16 protein-coding genes are annotated in these 23,623 nt (G+C 37.4%); 9 read left to right on the forward strand and 7 right to left on the reverse strand.

The window, feature by feature from the left end; genetic code table 11:
• Positions 1-353 precede the first annotated feature (353 nt).
• Positions 354-2,489, reverse strand: coding sequence for a DNA helicase RecQ (recQ, locus tag BUB45_RS07520; RefSeq protein ID WP_139300110.1), 2,136 nt, complete (start codon positions 2,487-2,489; stop codon positions 354-356).
• A 154-nt stretch (positions 2,490-2,643) separates the two neighbouring features.
• Positions 2,644-3,942 (reverse strand): branched-chain amino acid transport system II carrier protein, encoded by a 1,299-nt coding sequence (brnQ, locus tag BUB45_RS07525; RefSeq protein ID WP_073006906.1) that lies wholly within the window; start codon positions 3,940-3,942, stop codon positions 2,644-2,646.
• A 901-nt stretch (positions 3,943-4,843) separates the two neighbouring features.
• On the opposite strand from brnQ, the gene BUB45_RS07530 reads away from it, so the two are divergent.
• Positions 4,844-6,703 carry a cation:proton antiporter gene (locus BUB45_RS07530; protein ID WP_073006915.1) on the forward strand — a complete coding sequence of 620 codons (1,860 nt, stop codon included), beginning with the start codon at positions 4,844-4,846 and terminating at the stop codon, positions 6,701-6,703.
• A gap of 270 nt (positions 6,704-6,973) precedes the next feature.
• On the opposite strand, the gene BUB45_RS07535 is transcribed toward BUB45_RS07530, so the two are convergent.
• Positions 6,974-7,156, reverse strand: a complete 183-nt coding sequence (locus BUB45_RS07535) for an SE1832 family protein (RefSeq protein WP_073006917.1) — start codon at positions 7,154-7,156, stop codon at positions 6,974-6,976.
• A 95-nt stretch (positions 7,157-7,251) separates the two neighbouring features.
• Between BUB45_RS07535 and BUB45_RS07540 the strand changes: the two genes are divergently transcribed.
• Positions 7,252-8,088 carry a GNAT family N-acetyltransferase gene (locus BUB45_RS07540; RefSeq protein WP_073006919.1) on the forward strand — a complete coding sequence of 279 codons (837 nt, stop codon included), beginning with the start codon at positions 7,252-7,254 and terminating at the stop codon, positions 8,086-8,088.
• A 248-nt stretch (positions 8,089-8,336) separates the two neighbouring features.
• Here the strand turns inward: BUB45_RS07540 and BUB45_RS07545 are convergent, their stop codons facing one another.
• Positions 8,337-9,425 (reverse strand): AI-2E family transporter, encoded by a 1,089-nt coding sequence (locus tag BUB45_RS07545; protein WP_342068345.1) that lies wholly within the window; start codon positions 9,423-9,425, stop codon positions 8,337-8,339.
• Positions 9,426-9,745: 320 nt separating this feature from the next.
• On the opposite strand from BUB45_RS07545, the gene BUB45_RS07550 reads away from it, so the two are divergent.
• Together BUB45_RS07550 and BUB45_RS07555 are read left to right on the forward strand one after the other, a co-directional pair.
• A complete protein-coding gene (locus BUB45_RS07550; protein ID WP_073006922.1) occupies positions 9,746-11,479 on the forward strand; it encodes a phospho-sugar mutase in 1,734 nt (577 codons plus the stop codon).
• Positions 11,480-11,856: 377 nt separating this feature from the next.
• Entirely contained in the window at positions 11,857-12,645 is a 789-nt protein-coding gene (locus BUB45_RS07555; protein WP_073006924.1) for a TerC family protein, read from the forward strand.
• Positions 12,646-12,785: 140 nt separating this feature from the next.
• Here BUB45_RS07555 and BUB45_RS19810 read toward each other — a convergent pair whose 3' ends face one another.
• On the reverse strand, positions 12,786-12,950 hold the full coding sequence (locus BUB45_RS19810) for a hypothetical protein (protein ID WP_162985905.1): 165 nt from the start codon (positions 12,948-12,950) through the stop codon (positions 12,786-12,788).
• Between the two features lie 514 nt (positions 12,951-13,464).
• Positions 13,465-14,163, reverse strand: a complete 699-nt coding sequence (locus BUB45_RS07560) for a Na-translocating system protein MpsC family protein (protein ID WP_240458711.1) — start codon at positions 14,161-14,163, stop codon at positions 13,465-13,467.
• Positions 14,164-14,438: 275 nt separating this feature from the next.
• Between BUB45_RS07560 and chrA the strand changes: the two genes are divergently transcribed.
• From chrA to BUB45_RS07575, 3 genes are all read left to right on the forward strand, one after another.
• Positions 14,439-15,617, forward strand: coding sequence for a chromate efflux transporter (gene chrA, locus BUB45_RS07565; RefSeq protein WP_073006928.1), 1,179 nt, complete (start codon positions 14,439-14,441; stop codon positions 15,615-15,617).
• A gap of 681 nt (positions 15,618-16,298) precedes the next feature.
• Positions 16,299-17,690: an L-cystine transporter gene (locus tag BUB45_RS07570; RefSeq protein WP_073006930.1), complete on the forward strand. Its 1,392-nt coding sequence runs from the start codon at positions 16,299-16,301 to the stop codon at positions 17,688-17,690.
• 752 nt (positions 17,691-18,442) lie between these two features.
• The gene (locus BUB45_RS07575; protein ID WP_244527685.1) at positions 18,443-19,549 is read left to right on the forward strand and encodes an ion channel; all 1,107 of its coding nucleotides are present in this window, start codon (positions 18,443-18,445) and stop codon (positions 19,547-19,549) included.
• Between the two features lie 133 nt (positions 19,550-19,682).
• Here the strand turns inward: BUB45_RS07575 and ligD are convergent, their stop codons facing one another.
• Positions 19,683-21,482: a DNA ligase D gene (gene ligD / locus BUB45_RS07580; protein WP_073006933.1), complete on the reverse strand. Its 1,800-nt coding sequence runs from the start codon at positions 21,480-21,482 to the stop codon at positions 19,683-19,685.
• A gap of 289 nt (positions 21,483-21,771) precedes the next feature.
• On the opposite strand from ligD, the gene ku reads away from it, so the two are divergent.
• Together ku and BUB45_RS19815 are read left to right on the forward strand one after the other, a co-directional pair.
• The gene (ku, locus tag BUB45_RS07585; RefSeq protein ID WP_073006935.1) at positions 21,772-22,623 is read left to right on the forward strand and encodes a non-homologous end joining protein Ku; all 852 of its coding nucleotides are present in this window, start codon (positions 21,772-21,774) and stop codon (positions 22,621-22,623) included.
• A gap of 741 nt (positions 22,624-23,364) precedes the next feature.
• A complete protein-coding gene (locus BUB45_RS19815) occupies positions 23,365-23,523 on the forward strand; it encodes a hypothetical protein (RefSeq protein WP_170861728.1) in 159 nt (52 codons plus the stop codon).
• Positions 23,524-23,623 lie beyond the last annotated feature (100 nt).

Genomic DNA, 23,623 nt, shown 5'->3' on the forward strand with positions numbered 1-23,623 from the left:
CTTGTTTGGGAATAAGCAATAAACCAAAACATCCATCTCGAGTGTGTGAGTCGAGATGGATGTTTTGGTTTACACTATAGGAAAGTTTAAAAGTTTAAAGATTTATCGTATAAGCAAAGCGACAGCGTTTTTCCGCCATATGACTTATTGCCCTACGATAAGTCATCATCGGTTCGTTCCCTCATCGTAATCTCTTTTCGGTGATTCGTTCCATTCGCTACGTTGCTAAACGGGCTCTTGCGCCTATGCTCCCCAGCATCACTTTACCATATTGGCGGTAGCTTTAGGCCATGCCTATGGATTACTAACCATTTGGGAGGAGATGGGGGACTCCTCGCTGATTAAGATGCGCTTTATAAATGACCGTGCTTCGTTAAAACAGCCTTGATTTTTGTATACCCAAATGTGTCTGGTAAAGAATCTTTTAATGGTTTTAGTTTTGGTTCGTCCAATTGTTCGCGAGCAGCTAAAACGGCTTCTTCTTCCTGTGAGGTGAAAAATATTTCCCAAGCGATGGGATATCCGTCTTTAAAGGCTTTAAACAAATGGTTTTCGATGGTTTGTACAGATAGCTCGCGCATAGTAGCGATGTCTTGAATTGCTTTTCCCGACCGAAATAGCTGATAACTTATGATGTGACTTGGCTTGTCTTCCTGTTTAGGATTCGATTTTTTTATAGGTCTTGATTCTTGAATAGGAATTACTTTTTGAACATCAGGGTGTTCTTCGCGCCATTTTTGAATAACGGTTAGAAACGCTTCTCCATACTGGTCAAACTTTCTTTCGCCAACTCCTTTAATCAGTAACATTTCTTCTTTAGTAGTTGGAAAATACCTACTTAAATCTTTTAGTGTTGCATCGGAAAACAGAATGTAAGGTGGCACGTTTTGTTCTTCCGCTAGCTGCTTTCTTAATTGTCGTAGTGAAGTGAATAAATCTTCATGATAATCTGCTACGTCATTTGTTGGCATAGGAGCAGTAAACATCCAAACGGTTTTTTTCCCTTTTAATATATCAACGGATTGTTGGTTCAACTTTAGTGTTGGAAATTTCCCTTCTTCGGTTGCTAGCAATTGTTCAGCAATTAAAAACTGGATCCATTCTGTCAGTTCTTTTTCGGTATAGGCGGACAGGATACCGTATGTAGATAAAGTATGTAGGCGGAATTGCCTCATTTTCCTATCTTTAGACCCTTTTAACACTTTAGCTGTCATACCTACGCCAAATTTTTCGCCCATTCGTTTTACGCAGGAGAGGATTTTTTGTGCCTCTTCTGTCATATCCACTTTTTCTTGTCGTTTTACACAATTGCTACAGCGCCCGCATCTTTTTTTCAATGAAGCGTGAAAATAACCTAAAATATATTCGGTTAAGCAACTATGTGTATGACAGTAATTAATCATTGCTTGTAACTTACGGTATTCTGCTTGCTTCACAGTGTCTTCCATATTAGATTGTTCAATTAAAAATTTTTGTAGTTGAATATCCTGCGGAGAAAATAACAGGATACAATCACTTTTCTCTCCATCTCTGCCAGCTCTACCAGCTTCTTGGTAATACGATTCAATATTCATTGGCATGGCGTAATGAATCACAAAGCGAACATTAGATTTATCAATTCCCATACCGAACGCATTCGTTGCTACCATAAGTTGTTTTTCATCATGAATAAAGGCAGCTTGGGCTCTTTTTCTATCCATTTCTGATAATCCTGCATGATACTTTGCCACAGAATACCCTTGAGCTTCAAGCTGATCATAGAGAGAATCCGTTTGTTTTCTTGTAGCTGCATAAATAATCCCAGATTCTTCTTTCCGTTCTTGTAAGAAAGATTGAATGTAAGTGCGCTTATCTCTTCCTTTAATGACATGAAAAGCTAGATTTTCTCTTTCAAAACCTGTGTTAACAACATTTTCAATATGTAGTTGCTGCTGAATATCTTCAATTACTTCTGTAGTGGCTGTTGCTGTTAGAGCCATCATCACAGGTCTTTTTGGTAACTGTTGCAATTGGGGAATAATGGAGCGATAGCTAGGTCGAAAATCATGCCCCCATTGAGATATACAGTGTGCTTCGTCAAAAGCAATTAAGGATATGCGTATGCGGTGCAATACACGCATAAAAAAGCTAGATTCAAATCGTTCTGGAGCTACATAGACAAACTTGTATCTTCCTAACGACATGTCCTGTAGACGCGTTTGCTGCTGTTCTGGAGATAAGGAACTATTGATATATGTAGCCGCAACCCCTAAAGCTTGTAAAGCATCCACTTGATCCTTCATTAAAGAAATAAGTGGGGAGATAATAATTGCTGTTCCCTCTAAGGCTAGTCCAGGTATTTGATAACATAACGACTTTCCGCCTCCTGTAGGCATAACAGCAAGAATGTTGTTTCCATTTATGATAAAGTCAATAGCTTCCTTTTGACCTGGTCGAAATTGTTGGTAACCAAAATAGGTTTGTAATAGTTTCTCTTCACGTAAACCCAATGTCATGTTCCTCCTTTACCCCATCCATCTTAACATATTTTACAGTTTACGTTACCAAGGCTGAAGAAAAAATAAAAGTGGTTCTAATCATAAAAGCTAAATAATTAAAACCACTTTTTTATTTCCCTCATAGACTAATATAAAAATTTTTCATTCAAACAGACGCTTCACGCTTTTGTATTTTGGATAGAACCCAACCAATGAATCCGCCGATGATTGCAGGAAGCAACCAACCTAATCCGATATTAGAAAACGGAAGCATAGCCATATATTCCGAGAAAAATGACATTTTTACTCCTAATTCTAGTATTCCGTCATACAAGCTGACGATAGCAGTAAAGAGGATGGCTCCTCGATAAACAGCTTGCTTATTTTTAAACAGTGGCTGCAAAAAGGTAAGTAGAATAAGCACAATAGCAATTGGATATAAGAAAACAAGTACTGGTACAGAAAAACGAATGATTGTATTTAGTCCTTGGTTGGCTATGAGATAACTTGCGAATGTAATAATGACCGCAAGCCACTTATAGGGTACTGGACTGATTTTTGCGAAAAATTGCGAAGCGGCTACAACGAGTCCTACAGATGTTGTAAAACAGGCTAATGTTACGATAATCCCTAGTAACAAGGTACCTGACGTGTTAAATATTTGCGTAGCTGCTTCTGACAATATCTCGCCGCCATTTACAAACGAGCTACCATTCGGCATTCTCGCACTAATCCAACCGAGAGAAGTGTAAACAATAGCTAGTCCAATTCCTGCTATTGTTCCGGATTTTAACGTTGCTTTTATAATATCTGCTTTTGTGGATAATCCACGCTCTTTAAAAGTTTGCACAACAATAATACCAAAGGCTAATGCAGCGATCGCATCCATTGTTAAATATCCTTCAACAAAACCTGTAAAAAATGGATTTTGGGCATAATCACCAGAAGCTGTTGGTAGTGGTTGATCAAATAAAATAAGTCCTCCAATGACTAGCGCTGCAATGGAAAGCAATAGGATTGGCGTTAGTAGCTGGCCGATGCGATCCACCATTTTGGACGGGTTTAAGCTGACGAAAAGAACAGCTAAGAAGAATATGCTCGTAAATAGCAATAAAGCTGCTGAAGAAGTATTTTGTAATAGCGGTTCAACGCTCATTTCATAACCAACAGTCGCCGCTCTTGGTATGCCAAAAAATGGTCCGATTGCTAAATAAACAAGACAGGTGAAAATAAGTCCAAACAAAGGATGAACATGATTTCCAAGTTCTCTAGCATCATTTTTTACATAAGAAATTGCTGTAACTGCTAAAATTGGTATGCCAATGCCAGTAATGATAAATCCGATAATAGCTGAAAAAAAAGACGAGCCTGAAGAAACTCCTAAAATAGGAGGATAGATTAAGTTACCAGCGCCGAAAAACAAAGCAAATAGCATAAAACCAATAATAAATGTATCACGTTTCATGATTGTTCCCTCCGTATGAAAAGGCAATGCTTTTCCAAGATGATTAACAAGCGTTGTATTTCAACTATTTAAAAAGTGTGAAATTTTAAAGTTAACAGTAAAAAACAATAACTTTTACAACTAGTTAATAAGCCGATTTTTTTAGAGAATTAGAATTAACAGATAATAATAAATGGAATAGCTTGTTCATGTTTTCTAAGTAAATTGGCCTTATAATCTGAAAATTTTGCCTTTTTATGTCGCTTTTTTGAAAATAGTACAAAGCAGTCATTATAGTAACAGGTAATTGTTTTCTATGTCAATAAAACAGTATAAAACTTGTCTTATCTTCACGCCTCTACGATGGAAGCCTTCGTTTTATGCCTATTTTAACTTGAAACTTTTGATGCTCAACCCCATGAAAATGAAGGGGTAACTATGGAAGTAGTAAATTTATGCATACTTCTTTCATACAAAAAATGTAAAAGAAAAAAAGTTTGCAATAATTTATTTTAAATCTTATTTGATAAAAATTGTTTACATTATTGCTTTTCACCTTTAAAATGTTTTTATCTTGTGTTTAACTTATAACGTAGGTTCCACGAAAGATAGGTATCTTCTTTATACTATTAGGAAAATATAATAGTTTACAGGTTTATAGTATAAGCAAAACGCTAGCTTCACCTATAAAGATTTGGTGGTAAGCCAAGTTTTTCTGATGCTATGATGGCTTATCTAGAATGAGTTTAGTTCTAACCGTTTCTTTAAAGGAAATGAATTTACAAATCAATTTTAAAGCAGTTTATTCTTCTGCTCCTTCAATTTGAACAGTATTTATTATAGTCATTACAATTGGAGGGGCAGTTCTATACCTCCAAGAAAAGGAGTCATACCAATTTTATTTTAACCGAGGAGGTATAACATGGTACCATCTTTATTATTTGAAATCATGCTAATCGGTCTTTTAGGGATCGGATCACAATGGGTCGCTTGGCGTTATCGAATGCCTGCGATTGTCGTTATGTCCATAACAGGGTTGTTGGCAGGCCCTATTTTTGGTTTTTTGAATCCTGAAGAAGACTTTGGCAGTTTATATAGTCCGATTATTTCTGTAGCTGTAGCCATTATTTTATTTGAAGGAAGCTTAAATTTAAGTTTTAAAGAATTACGAGGGCTAGGTAAACCAGTCTTTCGTATTTCAACGGTCGGTGCATTTATCGCATGGATTCTGGGCTCGTTAACAGCACACTATATTGCAGGACTCTCATGGGCAGTAGCTTTTGTAATTGGTGGTTTGTTTATCGTTACTGGTCCAACGGTTATTATGCCGCTTTTACGCCAATCGAAGTTAAAAGCACGACCTGCAAAAATTTTAAAATGGGAAGGGATTATTGTCGATCCAATCGGCGCCTTGCTTGCTGTATTCGCTTTTGAAATTATTACCTTCCTAACTGGATCAGAGCCTGATGTAGCTCAACTCCTTCTATTCTTTGCCGCCTCTATCTTTGCTGCGATTTTTGGTTGGGCTTGTGGAAGGGGTATTGGCTGGATGTTTGAAACCGGTCATATACCAGAATTTTTAAAGTCACCTGCTGTTGTCATTGTCGTTATTATGTGTTTTACAGTAGCTGATGAAATTGTCCATGAAACAGGGCTATTATCTGTTACCGCGATGGGGATAACACTGGCGAATATGGGGATTAGCTCGATTTCTGATATGCGTCACTTCAAGGAGAATATATCAATTCTGCTTATTTCAACGATCTTCATTATGTTAACAGCTTCTTTGCAATTAGAAACGCTGTTGCACATATTTAGCCCAAATATCATCGGCTATGTTCTGCTTATGATGTTTCTTGTCCGACCATTATCGATTTTTCTTTCCACAATAGGAACGAGCTTAACGTTTAATGAAAAAGCGCTCGTTGGTTGGATTGCTCCAAGAGGGATAGTAGCATTAACAGTGTCTGGTTATTTTGCTGGTGTTTTATCAGAACAAGGATATGAAGATGCGCAAATCTTAACGACGTTAACCTTTGGTCTTGTGTTCTTTACCGTTGTGGCGCACGGATTTTCTATTGGCTGGTTGTCGAAAAAACTACATTTGTCCATGGAAGGAAGACCAGGAGCAATGATTGTTGGGGCAAATCGATTTACGGTGGAACTAGCTAAATCTCTTTCAAAAGCAGATTTTCCAGTTATTATTGTAGACTCTTCATGGGAGAAGTTAAGACCTGTAAGAGAAGCAGGAATTAACTTTTATCATGGTAATATCCTATCTGAACAAACAGAATATAATTTAGATACGATTCCATATGAATATTTACTAGCAGCAACAGATGATCATGCTTTTAATTCATTAGTATGTACGACATTTATGCCAGAGTATGGAAGGACAAATGTGTTTAAAATTAGTCCATTCGACCAATTTAGTGGTGATTCTGTTAATGTTGTGTCAAGAGTGGGCGGAAGAATATTGTTTGATAAGAAATTTACAATGGAAGACCTGCTTGATAAATTAGATCATCATTATGTATTTAGACAGACAACGTTAACTAGTCAATATAATTACAAGCAATATTTAGCCGATAAAGATGATGCAACAGTGTTCCTATATCTAATCAAACCTTCTGGGCAACTAAAGTTCTATTCTGAAGAAATGAGGACGGTGCCTGCTGTAGGAGACCGGATTGTTAGCTTAACACCACCAAATAAAGAAAAAGCAAAAATACAAGCAAAGCTGGAAACACAGCGCAATGGTCAATCCAAAGAAAACAGGTAATCAAATACTCGAAGGCTTTAAAAAGTGAGAACGAACTACCCATGTGCCAAGCAAGTAATGATATCTGAAAACATATTCTAAAGAAAAACGATAGCTTGTCGCCCAGTATGAACGGCGAGTGTTATCGTTTTTCTTATTTGCACAATAGGAGAGTATAGATTCTTAAGAGTTTATAGTATAAAAAACGCAGCTATCGTCACAAAGACTTTGATGATAGCTGCGTTTTTAAAAAATTACATCTATTGCATAAACCGTATACAAAGTTTGCCGTTATCTATTAAATGCGTCCAACTGTCGATGTACTTCGGCAATTTCTCCTTCTAAACGAATTAATTGTTCCTCGGCAGAAGATACTCTGCCACGCACATACTCCAGTTTATCTAAATCCCCTTGAATTCGCACATAGTCCGATTTTAATTCATCCAGCTTATCTTGTAATTGTTTTTCATTCATTTCCCTATCCCTCCTTACTATGAGTGTAACGAAAAAAGCCTTTACAAAACAGTATAAACTATGTATCGTTTAAAAAAAGCAAAGGGGGAGGCAAGGTGAAAGTCCAGTTCGCAAAATCAGTAGAGGCTTATGTAGAATTAGTGGAGAAGAAACTTTTAAAAAAAGAAGCATGCAATAATTTAATCCTTGGTATATTAGAGCGTCTAAAACAGAATAACGAAGGTGCCTATTATTTAGGGTGGGTAGAAAAGGATAAAGAGCTTCTTTTTCCTTTTATGCAAACAGCCCCAAATAATTGGGTGCTCCCAGATTTGGGGCAATTTGTTGGAGAAGAGGTGATCCGTGCTGCTGTAAAGCAGATTTGGGATCAAGGTATGGAAGTGCCAGGGGTGATAGGACCAGAACAGTACGCTACTATTTTTGCAAAAGAATGGGAAGATATTACAGGTAATCAACCCGTAGTTCATATGCAAGAGTGGATTTACCAGTTAGATGCGGTTAATCAAGTGCAGCAGGATGGTGAATTGGTAATCGCTCAAGAGAAAGATTTGTCATTACTAATTCATTGGTTACAACAATTTGGAGAGGAAGCTGGTGAGAAAATTACAGAAAAACAGGCAGAAGCAATTGCACGACGTAATATAAATCAACATTCCGCTTTCTTATGGCAAGTCGGAAAACATTACGTATCCATGGCAAACCGATCAAGAACAACAAAGAACGGAGCCACAATTAATGCTGTGTTTACTCCAGATCAACATAAAGAAAAAGGGTATGCTACCAGTTTAGTTGCCGCATTGAGTCAACAATTACTTGATAGTGGCTATCAGTTTTGTAGCTTATACACCGATACATCCAACCCTATCTCCAATCATGTATATCAAAAAATTGGTTATTATAAAGTTGGCTCCGCAATCGTTTATAGTTTTTGAAATGGGATAAATTTGTAAAGTCGCTGAACTTCTTCCCATTTCGCTTAAGTTTCATGAAAAGTCGCTGAAGTTCTCAAGATAGTTACTCAAAGTTCACAATAAAGTCACTGAAGTTCACAATGTTAGCCGAGTTGCTACACCTTAAACCAATAAAAAACAGTAGCGCTTGAAAGTTGCTACTGTTTTTTACACATTTGTTTATTTTTACTCCAGATGAGATTTTGCCAAAAAACTGCGTGATAGTCGGTTTAAATGAGCGCATCGTCTTTGTTCTTTTTGGAGTCCACATACGTTTGGTAGAAATGGACAAAAATTGTTTTAATGAGCGCATAGAAAGGAACAGCGAATAGGATACCTAAGAAGCCAGCTATGCTCCCAGCAGCTAGGATAACAGTAATAACGGTTAACGGATGTAAGTCTAATGCCCGCCCCATCACATTTGGCGATATTAAATTACTTTCAATTTGCTGTGCAGCGATCATCACAAGCGATACCCAAACAACTAAAATGGGCTCTTGAAAGGCACCGACGATCAATGCTGGGATAACAGCAATAAACGGACCAGCAAATGGGATAACGTTCATGACCATGGCAAATAAGGCGAGTGTTAATGAGTAATTTAATCCAATAATTAAGTAGCCAATTAACAATAAAATTCCTACAGAAAAGCTGACAATTAATTGACCTTGAATGAAAGCAGTTAATGTCGCATCTAGTTTAGATAGCAATGCGCGAATGTTGGCAGCTTTTTTCTTGGAAAAAATTTGCGTTATAAATGGTATTAATTTCTCACCATCCTTAAGCATAAAGAAGAGAAAAAATGGAACAAGCACAATTGATGTAACAAAGCCGATAATTTGCCCAATAAAGCCAAATAAATAATTGATAACACTATCAATATGTGATTGTAAATTATTGGTGAAATCATTAATGGCTTTATCTAGTTGCTCTGGCATAGCCGTTTGGTTGGCTTGCCATAACGAAATCATATCTTGTGCCCAGTTTACCATTTTCGGAACATTATCAATTAAATTACGGAATTGCTGCTGGGCGATTGGCGCAATATACATATATACAAATACACCGAGAAGGATGATTACAACAAAGACAAGAACGATAGAAATAATCCGATTCATCTTCAAACGCTCAAAAAAATACATTAACGGTTTTGTTAAATAGTAAAGGATACCCGCACCGATAATAGGCACTGCCACAGCGCCAACTATTTTCACAAAGGGAAAGAAGATAAATTTTGTTACTGAGATTAATAGAATGAGTGTAAAAGCTAAAATGAAAAACATAAAAAATTGAAACCAGCGTTTGTTTACCACATACATCCCTACTTTCGAGTGTTCATATATCCTATTTTTTATTTTACTGGTTTATGTTAAAAATAGAAAGAATATATGCAACGAAATCTTATATTCTAGTAAAAACCTATTACTAAGTTTATCCATTTTACAACCGATGTAAACAAAAAAGGGTAGGCATAGTATAATTAGAGAAAATATGCTAAAATTCGTATAGTATGAAAGTAGCAAATAAATAGTGCTAATGTTTTAATAAACGATTATTTATGACAATAAACGAGGAAGTCCAATGTTCGCAAAATGGTAAGGGAGCGCCCTCGTATAGAAAAAACTTGGAGGATAAGCAAATGATGAGCTGGAAGCATATCTTTGAAAAGTGGGATTCGTTTGAAGACTTAGAACCTAATTTAATACAGGAATTGAAGGAATTAAAATCAGACCCTGTTGCATTGGAGGATGCTTTTTATAAAGAACTGACCTTTGGTACTGGTGGCATGCGTGGAGTTATTGGAGCAGGAATAAATCGAATGAACGTCTATACTATCCGAAAAGCTGTGAATGGCTTAGCGAAGTATTTGCTCGACCATACAGTAAATGTGAAAGATCGTGGCGTTGTCATCGCTTATGATTCGAGACACATGTCGAAAGAATTTGCTTTAGAAACAGCTAAAGTATTAGGGTCGTTTGGGATAACATCCTATGTGTTTTCGTCTTTAAGACCTACGCCTTTACTTTCATTTGCTGTACGCTATTTAGGTACAGTTTCGGGTGTTATGATTACGGCTAGTCACAATCCGCCTGAATATAATGGTTTTAAAGTTTATAATGAAGATGGTGGGCAGATTACTCCAAACCAAGCTTCAGAAATTGTTACTTATATTAATAAGGTAGAGGATGAATTATCTGTTCCTTATTTGGAAAAAAAGGAGCTAGAAGAAAAAGAACTCTTAAACTGGATAAAAGATGAAATCGATAATGCTTATTTAGATAAATTGCAAGGAATATCGAAAATGCCTGCAGATAAAATAGAGATAGAAAAGGAAATGCCAATTGTTTTCACTCCTTTGCACGGAACAGCCGCTGAGCTTGTACCTAAAGGGTTGAAACAGTTGAATTTCACGCATGTTCATATGGTAAAGGAACAGGCTATTGCTGATCCTGAATTTTCTACGGTTGCATCACCAAACCCAGAGGAACATCAAGCATTTACGATGGCCATAGAACAAGGGAAGCAAACCGATGCTACTCTACTACTTGCTACGGATCCTGATGCAGATCGTTTAGGTGTGGCGGTAAAAAATAGTGCGGGAAATTATCAGGTTTTGACCGGAAACCAGCTAGGTGCATTAATGTTAGATTATATTCTAGCCCATAGTGACGCAGCGTTATTAAGAAGCGGGCGAATGATTAAAACCGTTGTCACATCAGAGTTAGGCAGGGCTGTTGCCGATTATTACGGTATTCAGACATTGAATACATTAACAGGATTCAAGTTTATCGGTGAGAAAATTAGACAGTTTGATCGTACAGGTGAAACGTTTGTGTTTGGTTATGAAGAGAGCTATGGGTATTTAATTAGCAGTTTTGCTAGGGACAAAGACGCAGTGCAAGCTTCAGTAATGGCTTGTGAAATGGCGTATTATTGGCAACAACAAGGTAAAACATTATTAGATGCTTTATACGACCTATTTGCTCGTCATGGTTACTACTTTGAACACATGCAATCGATTACTCTAAAAGGAAAAGAAGGCTCAGAAAAAATTGGTTTTATTATGGATGATGTTCGCAGAGAGCCTGTAGAGCAAATCGGCGGGTTGAAAGTAGTGCAAATGGAGGATTATCTAGCTGGTAAAAGAACATGTAGAGACGGGAATGTTGAAACAATCGAGCTACCAAAAGAGAATATGGTGAAATATAAGTTGGAACAGGATTGTTGGATTTGTTTACGACCTTCTGGAACGGAACCAAAAATTAAATGTTATTTTGGTGTTCGCGGTACGAGTGAAGAGGATAGTAAAAATAAATTAGCCACTCTACAGGAATCAATGAATCAAATTTTACAAGGAACGATAGAAGTATAGCATATAAAGTGGTTGACATTTTTCTCTGAAACATGTTTAATAAAATAGTAATTTTGTTCCTATAATCAAATGTCGTAAAAACAATAGCTTCTATACTAGAGGAAATCGTTTTTATGGACATGCTTTTATAAAGGGGAGTAGCTGTACAATTTTAGTCGTCATTACGAGATCATTCTCCGGCTGAATTGGCAACGATCGTTGTTAGCGAGACCTTTACCAAACTTGGTAAGGGTCTATTTCTTTTTTTGATTCTTACCAATTGGTAGGAATCTTTTTTCATTGTTAAGAAGACCTGCTACATTGTTTTGTAAAACATTGGAAACTGTTTTCTAAACAAAAAAATTTCGATCGCCATAAGCGGAAGGAGAAGATAAGGAATGGGCGTTGATTTACTCATCGAATATTTATGGGTTTTAGTGGTGCTTATTGGTTTAGAGGGATTGTTAGCGGCAGATAATGCACTTGTGCTAGCAATTATGGTCCGACATTTACCAGAAAAACAGCGTAAAAGAGCGTTGTTTTATGGATTAGCTGGTGCTTTTGTTCTGCGGTTTGGGTCCTTATTTGTTATCTCGTTTTTAGTAGATGTTTGGCAGGTACAAGCCCTTGGTGCGCTGTACTTACTATTTATATGTGGGAAACATTTATATGATCGATTTAAACCGAGAAAAGAAGTAGAAGAAGGAGCGAACGTAACAGAAAAAAAGGGAAGCGGCTTTTGGATGACTGTGTTAAAAGTAGAGTTTGCTGACCTTGCATTTGCGGTTGACTCTATTTTAGCTGCTGTAGCATTAGCAGTTGCATTGCCAGCAACTGGGTTAGGCCATATAGGAAGCCTCGATACGGGACAGTTTTTTGTCGTGTTTGCTGGTGGAATGATCGGTCTCATTGTTATGCGATTTGCTGCAAATATATTTGTAGAATTGTTGAATAAACGACCTGGGCTTGAAGTCGCGGCTTTCGTTATTGTTGGTTGGGTTGGCGTGAAGCTAAGTTTAATTGTACTTGCCCATGAGGATATCGCATTCATACCACATGATTTTCCACATTCTACGTTATGGAAGATTATCTTCTATGTAGTGCTTGTGGGAATTGCTGTCACTGGTTGGTTCTCATCCAGTAAGAATGAAATAGAGGACGTAAAAGTAAACAAATTAGAAGGTTAACCTAAATATAAAAGTAAAGCTATTTTGCCCTATGCTTCCATTCCATTCAAAATGAATGGAATGGAAGTATTTTATGTCTATGGTTATCATGCAAAGTAAACTTCAATTAGAGGGGTTTTCAAAAGATAATTTCTAAACAGTTATTGTTTCTCAATCTTTAAATTGTAGTTGTCAGGCAAAATCAATATATCTTTTGCTTCTAGAAGATATTTTTCTGCTTCTTGGTAAGTATCAAAAATCATCTCCTGTTCATTCATGGCTATAATTGCCCGTACATTATTGCTAATTGCAACGATTCGGTACATCTGATCTCTCCTTTTTCTTGTTGACACAGCTTCAATTCACTTTAGCTTCTCTGACATATATAAACAGTAATCGATTTTTATACACTTTAGGAAAGTGCAGAATGTATGTTATATCGCCATAAGACTTGGCGACAAGTCAAGTTTTTCTAACACTATAGGAAAGTATAAAACTTATTGCTATGACGTAACCAAACAACTGAACGGGCTCCGTCCGGCTTCAGCGCCCAGCAACTAGGCGACTTCACTTCATTGCCCTAAGCTAAGTCATCATCGGTTCGTTCTAAATAGGAAGGCCGACTAAAAACGGCTTGCCGGAGGACGCCGGTATACTCCTGTTGCAGGAGCATGATTCCTGATTCGTTCCAGTTGCTACGTTACTAAACGGGCGCCCCGAGCCTTTGTTCAAATCTTACATATATAGGGCTCGTGAATGAAACTGTTAATAAAAAAGCCGAAAAGGGTTCATCCTTTTCGGCTTATGTCTTAGCGCTATTGTCCAGACATTCCTACCAATTTATTTTTCGGCTTGCAGTATGAATACGACATAACCGATGTCTTGTTGAAAATCCCAATCCACGAACAGATCTTCAATCCCTTGCTTTAAAATGGATTCTAAATACGACCTGTTGATAATGTTTTTCTCTAATTTTCTTTTAGAAAGCCTTAATTGCTCTTCAAAGCCAGAAGAAATAAGTTCTTTTTCAATGCTAACGAGAATGTCCTCTCGCTTTGATATAATGGTTCGTTCATTTAATCGAACAGACGCTATATTACGAGGAGCTTTTTGTGCTTTTTCAGTAAATCGTTTTATTTCTTGATGAATCTTTGCTTCCTGTTCGCTAGAAAGAGCGCTGAAATGCTTTGTTAATTGTGCTCCCTTTAAATCAGCAAATATAACACCTGTCTTATTTGCTAAGTTCCAATCATAATAAATATGTTGTGCCTGTATTCCAAACTCGTTATGCCACATTGCTTTTAGTTCAGGCATACATTTTTCCATGACGATGTCTCGTGTTTCTTCTATTTTCAAAGCTTGTTTTTGCTTAAGTAAGACACTTTCCATTGGTGTAATAAAGTCTTTCAAATAGATGATTAAATAAGAATGGGCTAAAGATACATATAATGCTCCAGGCCCTTTACCAAAATAGCTTCTTAATAGTTTACCAGTTGCACTAGCAATGGAAGCTTCGGTTGATTTGGCTTTCGCTTTCACGTTTTCATTCATCCTTTTTTGAAGGAACACACCTAGTATTGCATTCCCTTTTTTTAGTATATCATTACCCCATAAACAGTGACAAGAAACATCTCTATTACAGTTATGTAAAAAACATTAACATACGATGCAAATTATGATACATTATCAGTAATCTTGCGTAGAAGCTCTTATTTCTAGATTGTGAGCGACTTTGCTTGATTTGTTCACCGAACAAGACCGTGGGGAGGAAAGTCCTCCTTGATAGATATAGATTTACTTATTGGGAGGCGATTATGACTAAGAATCAATCCTTATTAGACATATTACGAACTTCATTAAAGTTGGGGTTAACATCGTTTGGTGGCCCAGTGGCTCATTTAGGCTACTTTAAAACAGAGTATATTGATAAGCGCAAATGGTTAGATGATAAAACATATGCCGATATTATCGCTTTGTGCCAATTTTTACCGGGGCCTGCTAGTTCACAAGTAGGAATAGCTATTGGTATGTTACGAGGTGGATTTTTAGGTGGTGTTGTCTCCTGGTTTGGGTTCACATTACCTTCTGTGTTTGTGCTCGTGTTGTTTGCTCTATTCTATCAATCTTTCACACTTGGTGATGCGAATTGGATTGCTAGTTTAAAGATTGTCGCTGTTGCCGTAGTAGCTCATGCCGTACTTGGTTTGGGTAAAAAGCTGACACCAGATAAACCGCGGATTGCAATTGCTTTGGGAGCAGCATTGATGATGCTTCTTTTTCCATCTGCATTCGTGCAAATTATCATTATTTTCATTGGGGCAGGTATTGGTTACTTTTTGTATAAGAATAAAGCACAACCGAAGCTTTCTTCTTTTACTGTCTCGATTTCGAAAAAACAAGGAATGCTTGCACTATCCATATTAGTGGCAATGTTAATTGGACTTCCCATTTTGGCAAGTGCGTTTTCTCATATGTACATACAAATTGCAGATACGTTCTTTCGTGTCGGTTCGTTCGTGTTTGGAGGTGGACATGTTGTGCTACCGATGCTAGAGCAGGAAATTGTTCCGACAGGCTTCTTAACGAACGATGAGTTTTTAGCTGGTTATGGGATGGCACAAGCAGTTCCTGGGCCATTATTTACGTTTAGTTCTTATGTAGGAACAATGATGAGTGGAATAGTTGGTGCTGTCATTGCTACAGTGGCTATTTTTTTACCTTCCTTTTTACTTATTGTAGGTACATTGCCATTTTTAAGTGAACTGCGTAAACGTTCTAGCTTTCAAGGTGTTTTAACGGGAGTAAATGCAAGCGTTGTTGGCTTATTAATTGCGGCTTTCTATGACCCTGTTTTTACAAGCTCTATTTTAAATGGAGCAGATTTTGGCTTGGCGGTTATTTTATTTGCGTTATTGCATTTTTGGAAGGTTCCAGCTTGGCTCATTGTTATTATCGGAGTTATTGGTGGAGAGATTGTCCATTTAATCGGGTGACATCTAATTTAAAAACGAGTAAGCAGACAATTTTCAATATAAAAATTGGAAATTGTCTTTTTTTGCACTATAGGAAAGTATAAAATTTTAAGGGTTATAGTATAAGAAAAACAAAGGCTTTCCTTATAAGAATTTGCGACTAGCCTTGTTTTTCAAACACTTTAGAATGTTACAGGTGTATAGACCAAACTAGAAATTTGAATAAGCCAAGCTTATCTAATATGATAGGAAAATGTAAATACTATAGAAATCCTTTTTAGGCGTTAAGCAAAATTTTTTACATTATAGGAAAGTAGTTTATCGTATAAATAAAATGGTGGCAATTTTTTTCATAGCGATTTGGCAATAGACCAACTTTCTAAAATAATTTTGAATTTGTATAATTTTCGAGACGTCATGCCATGCTTAAAATAGCCTCTCACAGTGAGATGATGAAGGTCATATGTCATAGAATTTAAGTGTACATCATTTAAGCAAAATGGCTGTTTTCATTGTAAAGAAATAGCGTTATTTAAACGAGCAAAGAATGAAATTATTTTCTTGACAGACATGCGGAAAAAATGTAATCTAAGTAAAGTCTTAGTATTTTTATCGGATTAATACAATATGCATGTATCATGTTGGGTTAAAAGCGCATAAAATAAGTTCAACTAGATGCAAACAATAAAAGGAGGTAAGCTAATGGGCATGTATACGATACTGAATGTGGCAATATTAGCTGTACTTATAGGAATTCTTATTTGGATGCAAAAGAAACACTTTTCGTTTACAAAGCGTGTTTTTACAGGCTTAGGTGCTGGAATCATTTTAGGAGCCATTCTCCAATGGGCTTATGGGGCTGGGTCTGATGTATTAATAGAGACAACGGATTGGTACAGTATTGTTGGAAGTGGGTATATTCGCTTTCTAATGATGATTGTTATTCCGCTTGTGTTAGTTTCCATCATTCAATCCATTATTAACTTAGAAAAATCGGCCGAATTAGGGAAAATGGCTAGTTGGATCATTGGAATTTTAATCTCAACTACGATGATTGCTGCTTTAGTTGGCATCGTTACGGCTACGGTGTTTGATTTAAATGCAGAACAAATTGAAGCAGGGCAAGCAGAGAATGAACGAGGAACGATACTAGAGTCAACTTTAGAAGAGGTGGAAGAGCAAACAGCTGCACAAAAAATTGTTAGTTTTATTCCATCAAATATCTTCTTGGATATGACAGGAGATCGGTCTACGTCTGTTATCGCTGTCGTTATTTTCTCGGTTATTGTAGGTATCGCTGTTTTGGGAGTCCGAAGAAAAAAACCTGAACAGGCGGAAATGTTCACCAAAATGATTAATGCGCTGTATGCAGTCGTTATGCGGATAGTGACACTTATCCTTCGATTAACACCGTATGGAATTTTAGCTTTAATGGCAAACACAGTGGCGAGTACTGATTTCGCAGGTATATTAGAATTAGGGAAGTTTGTAGCTGCTTCTTATGTTGCGATAATAACGATGTTTGTAATTCATTTAATTCTTGTCGGTTTATTTGGTCTAAATCCGTTCATGTATTTACGTAAAGCTATTCCAGTGCTTGGCTTTGCATTTACGTCCCGTTCTAGCGCTGGAACAATTCCGTTGAACATCCAAGCTCAACAGCATGCTTTAGGTGTTGATCAAGGAGTAGCGAATATGTCAGCATCCTTTGGTGCAACAATGGGGCAAAATGGGTGTGCGGGTATTTATCCAGCGATGCTTGCGGTAATGATCGCTCCAACAATGGGAATTGATCCACTATCACCAGGCTTTATTTTACAGCTTGTGTTAATTATCGGCGTCAGCTCATTTGGAATAGCAGGAGTAGGCGGTGGAGCCACTTTTGCAGCGTTAATCGTTTTATCTTCTATGAACATGCCGGTTGCTTTAGCTGGGTTATTAATTTCCATCGAAGCATTTATTGATATGGGTAGAACGGCATTGAATGTCAATGGTTCTATGGTAACTGGAACAATTACAGCAAGAATTTTAAATAAGCTCAACGTAAAAACATTTCAAGATAAAACGGCAATACAAGAAGCAACGGACATCTAGAAGGAATAACAGATGATGGTAGTCATCCATGATATGCTAATATAGTGATAAATTTTAGGTAGATCAGGATGAAAACTGCGCTTCAGCAATCCTTCGAGATAACCGGTAAAGTAGAGGTTAAACAACGCATGTATTTAGAATGGAAATGGTGCTTACTTCTTTAGTTTGGAAGTAAGTGCCATTTTTTGCTTTAAATTATAGGAAAGCATAGAAGTTTAAAGGTTTATAGTATAAGAAAAACTACAGTTTTCACCATAACACTTGAAAGATAAAAAATCATAAAACTTGATGCTATGGCGTAACCAAATAACCGAATGGATCCCGTCCAGCTCTAGCGCCTAGCAACTAGACGACTTCACTTCATTGCCCTAAGCTAAGTGATCATCGGTTCGTTCCTCACCGTGATATATATATAGTGAATCTTTCATTCTGTTGTGTTTTGCTTCCTTATCGGCTAGCCATGGAACAAATCGATATGTATCTGTTATTACTTGCTTGCATTTTTCATTTTTTGAAATTGGATACACGTCTCTATAACCTGTATAGAAGTTTTTTCAGACAAAATCTCATGTTTGTACATTTTATCCTATTATAAACCTGTTGTGGTCCGCATGGAGATAGTTACTGTTTTTAAGAAACGCACTTAGCAAATTTCAGCATGCAAAAGCGTCGTTTTTCTATCCATTTCGCGATAATTTGAACCTATAATTTTAAAAAGAAGCGTTATAGATTTAATACCGTATGTATGCCGGATGCAGTTAAAATATGTTACTATTTTAATAGCTTTAGGATTGGAAGAAGTGAAAGAGGAGGAGCATATGATATTTTTTAGACAATTATTTGTTAAAGTTATCAAATTAAATAATTGGTTTTTGCTTTTTGCCACACTTACTTTAGTGTTTGCCAGCAGTTATTTTATCTATTACTTAGAACCTGATACATTTGCAAGTCCGTTTGAAGGGCTCTGGTGGACGATGACGACCGTTACTACAGTTGGATATGGAGATATCTCACCAACGACTGTAGGCGGGAAGCTTTTTGCCATGTTCCTATATATTGTGGGGATTGGTTTAATGACTATTTTTATTGGCAAAGCGATTGATTTTTTGAGCATTCGAAAGCGGTTGAAGGAGGAAGGTAAATTGACAATTACTACAGAGGAGCATATCATTCTCATTAATTGGACGAAGAAAGCAAGCATTACATTAGATGAAATTTTACATACATTTGATGATGTTCGTATAGTAATCATTGATGAGAAAATTGAAAAAACACCATTGATTCATGAACAGGTAGAGTTTGTTCACGGTAATCCAGCGAATCGAGATGTACTACTAAAGGCAAATTTGCTTAAAAGTAAATCTGTGATGGTTTTTGCTTCTGAAGATGGGGTAGCAACTTCTCAAGCTGATGGTCAAACATTACTCATTGCGACAACCTTAGAAAGTATTGGAGAGGAATATTCACAGAATATTTATACGATTTGTGAAGTGTTGGAATCGACACATATTCCAGCCTTTAAGCACGCAGCTGTTGAAGAATTTATTACGGCGAATGATACAGCAGCCCACTTGGCGGCCCGTTCTATTTTATTTAATGGATCAAGCGAGATTATTCGTCAACTAACGAGTCATCGAGGTTATGATCTTTATTCCATAGGTAAAAAGGCAGAATGGGATACATATGAGCATGCTCGGACAGAATTAGCATCACAAGGGGCTATTTTACTTTCTAACCGTAATGATTTATCAATTATTAACCAATTAAAAGATTCGATCCCCCAAGGCGCGAAATTGTTTATTATTTGTGATGAAGATGCATATGCTAATTTGCTTCATCAAGGTGTTCCAGCTAGTTAATGTTTTTTTCATTTCTGGAGAAATTTGTTTAAGCGGCACTTGACGTATCGCCAAGTGCCGCTTGTTGTATCCTAGTTAAGAAAAACCGAAAATGACTCCTTATGAAGAAGTCTATTTCTGTGATTGGTACGTTCTAAGTTCCTAAAAAAGTCAAAATTTCTGTTAGATTTTGGCTTTTTTTAACTGCCTCATAATTTCGCCATGGACATCCGCGTTGTTTGACAAGCTCCACAGCATTTTTTAGCGTAAAGCTTTTTGGAGAAAGGTCGTTCGTTAGTTCCTCCCAGTATAAAGGCATTGCGATGGTAGCTTCTGCGGTTTTTCTCGGTGAATACGGTGCTATGATCGTTTTCCCTTTGCCATGCTGTACATAGTCAATATATAGCCTACCTTTTCGTTTTTCCTTAAGACGCTCGGTTGTGAACAGTGCTGGAAACGCATTTTCTAACGTACGTGCTATCGCTTCTGTAAACAAAGCAGTCTGTTTATAAGTCATGCTACCAGAGGGGATAGGGATGTAGATTTGCAACCCTTTATTACCAGACGTTTTAACAAAGGATGTTAGCTGTAACTCATCAAAGACATGCTTCATGTTTAAAGCTGCATGGATAGCTAAATCAAAACGGTCTCTATTTGGCGGGTCTAAATCAAAGACGATTTCTTCTGGTGTACGTGCTGTAAGGCTTTGAAATGGTGTATGGAATTCGATTGTTCCGTGATTGGTTAACCAAATAAGATCTTTTAAGGTCTCGCAAGTAATGATTTCTTTTCCTTGATGTGTTTGTCTTGCCATGAATGGAGGCGCGTAACTTGGTAAGTGCTTTTGGAAGAAATGTTCTCCTTCTACCCCATCAGGTGCACGAATAATGGTGAGCGCTCGTTGCTGTAAAAATGGCAACATATATGGTGCTATTTGGCGTATATGAAGTAATAAGTCTGCTTTTGTATAGTCTAGCCCTTTCCAAAATAGTTTGTCCTCATTTGTTATGTCAATTTCCTTTGGAAACATAGCTTGAGCAAACTCAAGCTTCTTCCACGTCATTTCTTCTGGACGTGCATGGGCAAGTATTTTCTGAAATGCTGGTTCACGTAGTTCTTGTTTGTATAAATCAAGGCTATGAATCGTAGCACAAATGGCAGGTGGGAGTGTATACGTTTTGTTTTCGAGTTTTCCTTTTGTTTGAAACAGTTGTTTGACGGTCGAAAAATCTCTTTGCGATAAACCATGCTTACATTTACCAATCGAAATAATGTGATTATTTTTATACACGCCAACTTGGAAATAATCATTATCCCCATCATACGCAGTTAAAAACCCACTTATTGAGCGCCAATTTTTAATTTTATACCAGTCCTGGTGCTGCTTTCCTTGCTTATATGTGCTATGTTTGCGTTTGGCAATCATTCCTTCTCCTAAGTGTGTGAAAATTTTTTCCCAAAGCGGATCCGGATCACTATAGCTAGGCACATACATTATTTTGTCTTTGAATAGTTGGTGTGATAGCCGCGTTTTTAAAATATTTTTGCGTTCCTCTAATGGAGTGGATAACAAAGCATTTCCCTGTTCCTGTAAAATATCAAAAGCCATTAAACAAGCAGAGCGTTCTTTGGAAGCGCTTCGAATACTAGCTTCTGTTTGCATTCGTGCGCGTTTTTGCATCCAATCAAAATTAGCTTGATAAGGTTGGTTTAAGATGACAAGTTCACCATCTAACATCAGTGGTAAATAAGACTCCATTTGATCTTGGACTTGTAAACAAGCTGTTATAATTTCTGGAAACTGCTTGCTTAAATCGTTATGATTTTTACTTCGCAATTGAATACTTTCTTTCTGCCATTGTAGTGTACAACGATAACCGTCGTACTTTACCTCATATAACCATCCGTTACCTCGAGGTATATCTCTTGTAGGTATAGGTTTCATGACTTCCATGCTTATTCTCCTCGTATATGAATTTCGTTTATTAACGGTGAATTTTATCTTTGCGTAATTAAAAAGGAAGTTTTTGTAACATAGGAAAGGCGTTTTTCCTATATAGAGTTGGCGATAAGCCAAGTGCTTTTAAATCCAAACGATTGCTTACACTAAAAGGCAATGTTAATAAGTCTATATCTTCTATTATCGTTCGTCTTCCCTCACTTAGTTTTTGCCAAAGTGTATATATTAATCAGATGGATAAAAATGAATTGCTTTGGAAAACTAAGCCTAAGGAGGAATGAGAATGCATACGATGTGGAAAGGAACGATTAGCTTTGGGCTTGTAAATATTCCTGTGAAAATGCATGCGGCAACTGAAAATAAAGATATTAAATTAAGGCAATTGCATAAGGAGTGTCAATCACCGATTAAATATGAACGGTCATGTCCGGTATGTGACCGGCCAGTAGAGAATGAAGAGATTGTGAAAGCATATGAATATGCAAAGAATAAGTTCGTTGTGTTAGATGAAGAAGAGTTAGAAGCGTTAAAGCAAGAACAGGCAGATAAAGCAGTCGAAATCATGGACTTTGTGCAGTTGGCTGAAGTGGATCCAATTTATTATGAGAAAAGTTATTTTTTATCGCCGAATGAAGGTGGAGCGAAAGCTTACGGGCTTTTACGAAAGGCTTTGAAAGAAACTGGAAAAATTGGCATTGCGAAAATGATGATTCGTTCTAAAGAACAATTGGCCATTATTCGTGTCTATGAGGACACACTAGTTGTGGAAACCATACATTATCCAGATGAAGTGCGTCGTGTTGAAGATGTACCTAACATACCAAAGGAAGTGGAAACAGATCCTCAAGCATTAGATACAGCAAAGATGCTCATTGATCAGTTATCAACGACGTTTGAACCGACAAAATACAAGGATGAGTATCGTCATGCATTGTTAGACTTAATTGAACAAAAGAAAAATAATGAGCAAACAGCAACAGCACAAGATAAGCCTTCCCCTGATGCAGCTACAAACTTAATGGATGCTTTACAAGCTTCGTTAGAGCGTGTAAAACAAGAAAAGCCAAAACCAAAACAACCATCGCTCACCAAAGAAAAGGAAAAAAAGATAAAGAAGAAGAAAACAGGCACATAATGACGAGGTACGCAGGCGGCTTGGACAAGCCGCCTGCACTCGCTCTAGCTGTAAGTAAAGTTGCTCATCACTGCTGGAAAGTCGACCTAACCGAGTAAGAATACGCTCATCCCGATCAGAACTTCGCTCGTCCTGAGCAAGAATACGCTCATCCGGAGCAAGAATACGCTCATCCGGAGCAAAATTCGCTCGTCCCGATCAAGAATACGCTCATCCCGATCAAGAATACGCTCACCCTGAGCAGAACTTCGCTCGCCCCGATCAAGAATACGCTCATCCTGAGCAAGATTCGCTCATCCCGATCAAGAATCCGCTCGTCCTGAGCAAAATTCGCTCACCCCGATCAAGAATACGCTCATCCTGAGCAAGATTCGCTCATCCCGATCAAGAATACGCTCGTCCTGAGCAAAATTCGCTCGCCCCGATTAAGAATACGCTCATCCCGATCAAGAATACGCTCGCCCCAAGCAAGAATTCGCTCATCCCGATCAAGAATCCGCACACCCTGAGCAGAACTTCGCTCACTCCGATTAAGAATCCGCTCATCCTGAGCAAGATTCGCTCACTCCGATCAAGAATCCGCACACCCTGAGTAAGAATTCGCTCATCCCGATCAGAACTTCGCTCACCCCGTGATCAAAAGTTAATTCTATAGTTCTATGTTAGGAATATATGGGAAATGTTAGAATAATGATAAAAGGGCACGCTTAAACATGATTTACTTTTTATAGGGGGGTATGGATGGCTAAGCAATTCGTAGCGATGATGGGAGGGCTTATACTCACAATGGTCATTATTTCTATAATCGTTAATAAGTTATTATGGGGCAGTTTAATCGGTTTTGGAGTTGGTGTGGGGCTAATGTATCTCTTTTTAAAGATAATGAAAAGAAAATTGTAAGCGACTGTATACTTCTAATACACGGAGTTCAGTTGTTCGCTCGTTTTCCTAAAATTATAGTATGCTTGGGTTTAAGGGAATTGAATTGCTACGATCGTGG

The sequence above is a fragment of the Virgibacillus chiguensis genome (genome assembly GCF_900129865.1).
In the GTDB taxonomy this organism is placed as follows: domain Bacteria; phylum Bacillota; class Bacilli; order Bacillales; family Amphibacillaceae; genus Virgibacillus; species Virgibacillus chiguensis.

Coding starts and splice junctions, on each gene's coding strand:
- brnQ (WP_073006906.1), bottom strand. CDS start 3,942: ATGAAACGTGATACATTTATTATTGGTTTTATGCTATTTGCTTTGTTT.
- BUB45_RS07530 (WP_073006915.1), top strand. CDS start 4,844: ATGGTACCATCTTTATTATTTGAAATCATGCTAATCGGTCTTTTAGGG.
- BUB45_RS07535 (WP_073006917.1), bottom strand. CDS start 7,156: ATGAATGAAAAACAATTACAAGATAAGCTGGATGAATTAAAATCGGAC.
- BUB45_RS07545 (WP_342068345.1), bottom strand. CDS start 9,425: ATGTATGTGGTAAACAAACGCTGGTTTCAATTTTTTATGTTTTTCATT.
- BUB45_RS07550 (WP_073006922.1), top strand. CDS start 9,746: ATGATGAGCTGGAAGCATATCTTTGAAAAGTGGGATTCGTTTGAAGAC.
- BUB45_RS07555 (WP_073006924.1), top strand. CDS start 11,857: ATGGGCGTTGATTTACTCATCGAATATTTATGGGTTTTAGTGGTGCTT.
- BUB45_RS19810 (WP_162985905.1), bottom strand. CDS start 12,950: ATGTACCGAATCGTTGCAATTAGCAATAATGTACGGGCAATTATAGCC.
- chrA (WP_073006928.1), top strand. CDS start 14,439: ATGACTAAGAATCAATCCTTATTAGACATATTACGAACTTCATTAAAG.
- BUB45_RS07570 (WP_073006930.1), top strand. CDS start 16,299: ATGGGCATGTATACGATACTGAATGTGGCAATATTAGCTGTACTTATA.
- BUB45_RS07575 (WP_244527685.1), top strand. CDS start 18,443: ATGCAGTTAAAATATGTTACTATTTTAATAGCTTTAGGATTGGAAGAA.
- ligD (WP_073006933.1), bottom strand. CDS start 21,482: ATGGAAGTCATGAAACCTATACCTACAAGAGATATACCTCGAGGTAAC.
- ku (WP_073006935.1), top strand. CDS start 21,772: ATGCATACGATGTGGAAAGGAACGATTAGCTTTGGGCTTGTAAATATT.
- BUB45_RS19815 (WP_170861728.1), top strand. CDS start 23,365: ATGGCTAAGCAATTCGTAGCGATGATGGGAGGGCTTATACTCACAATG.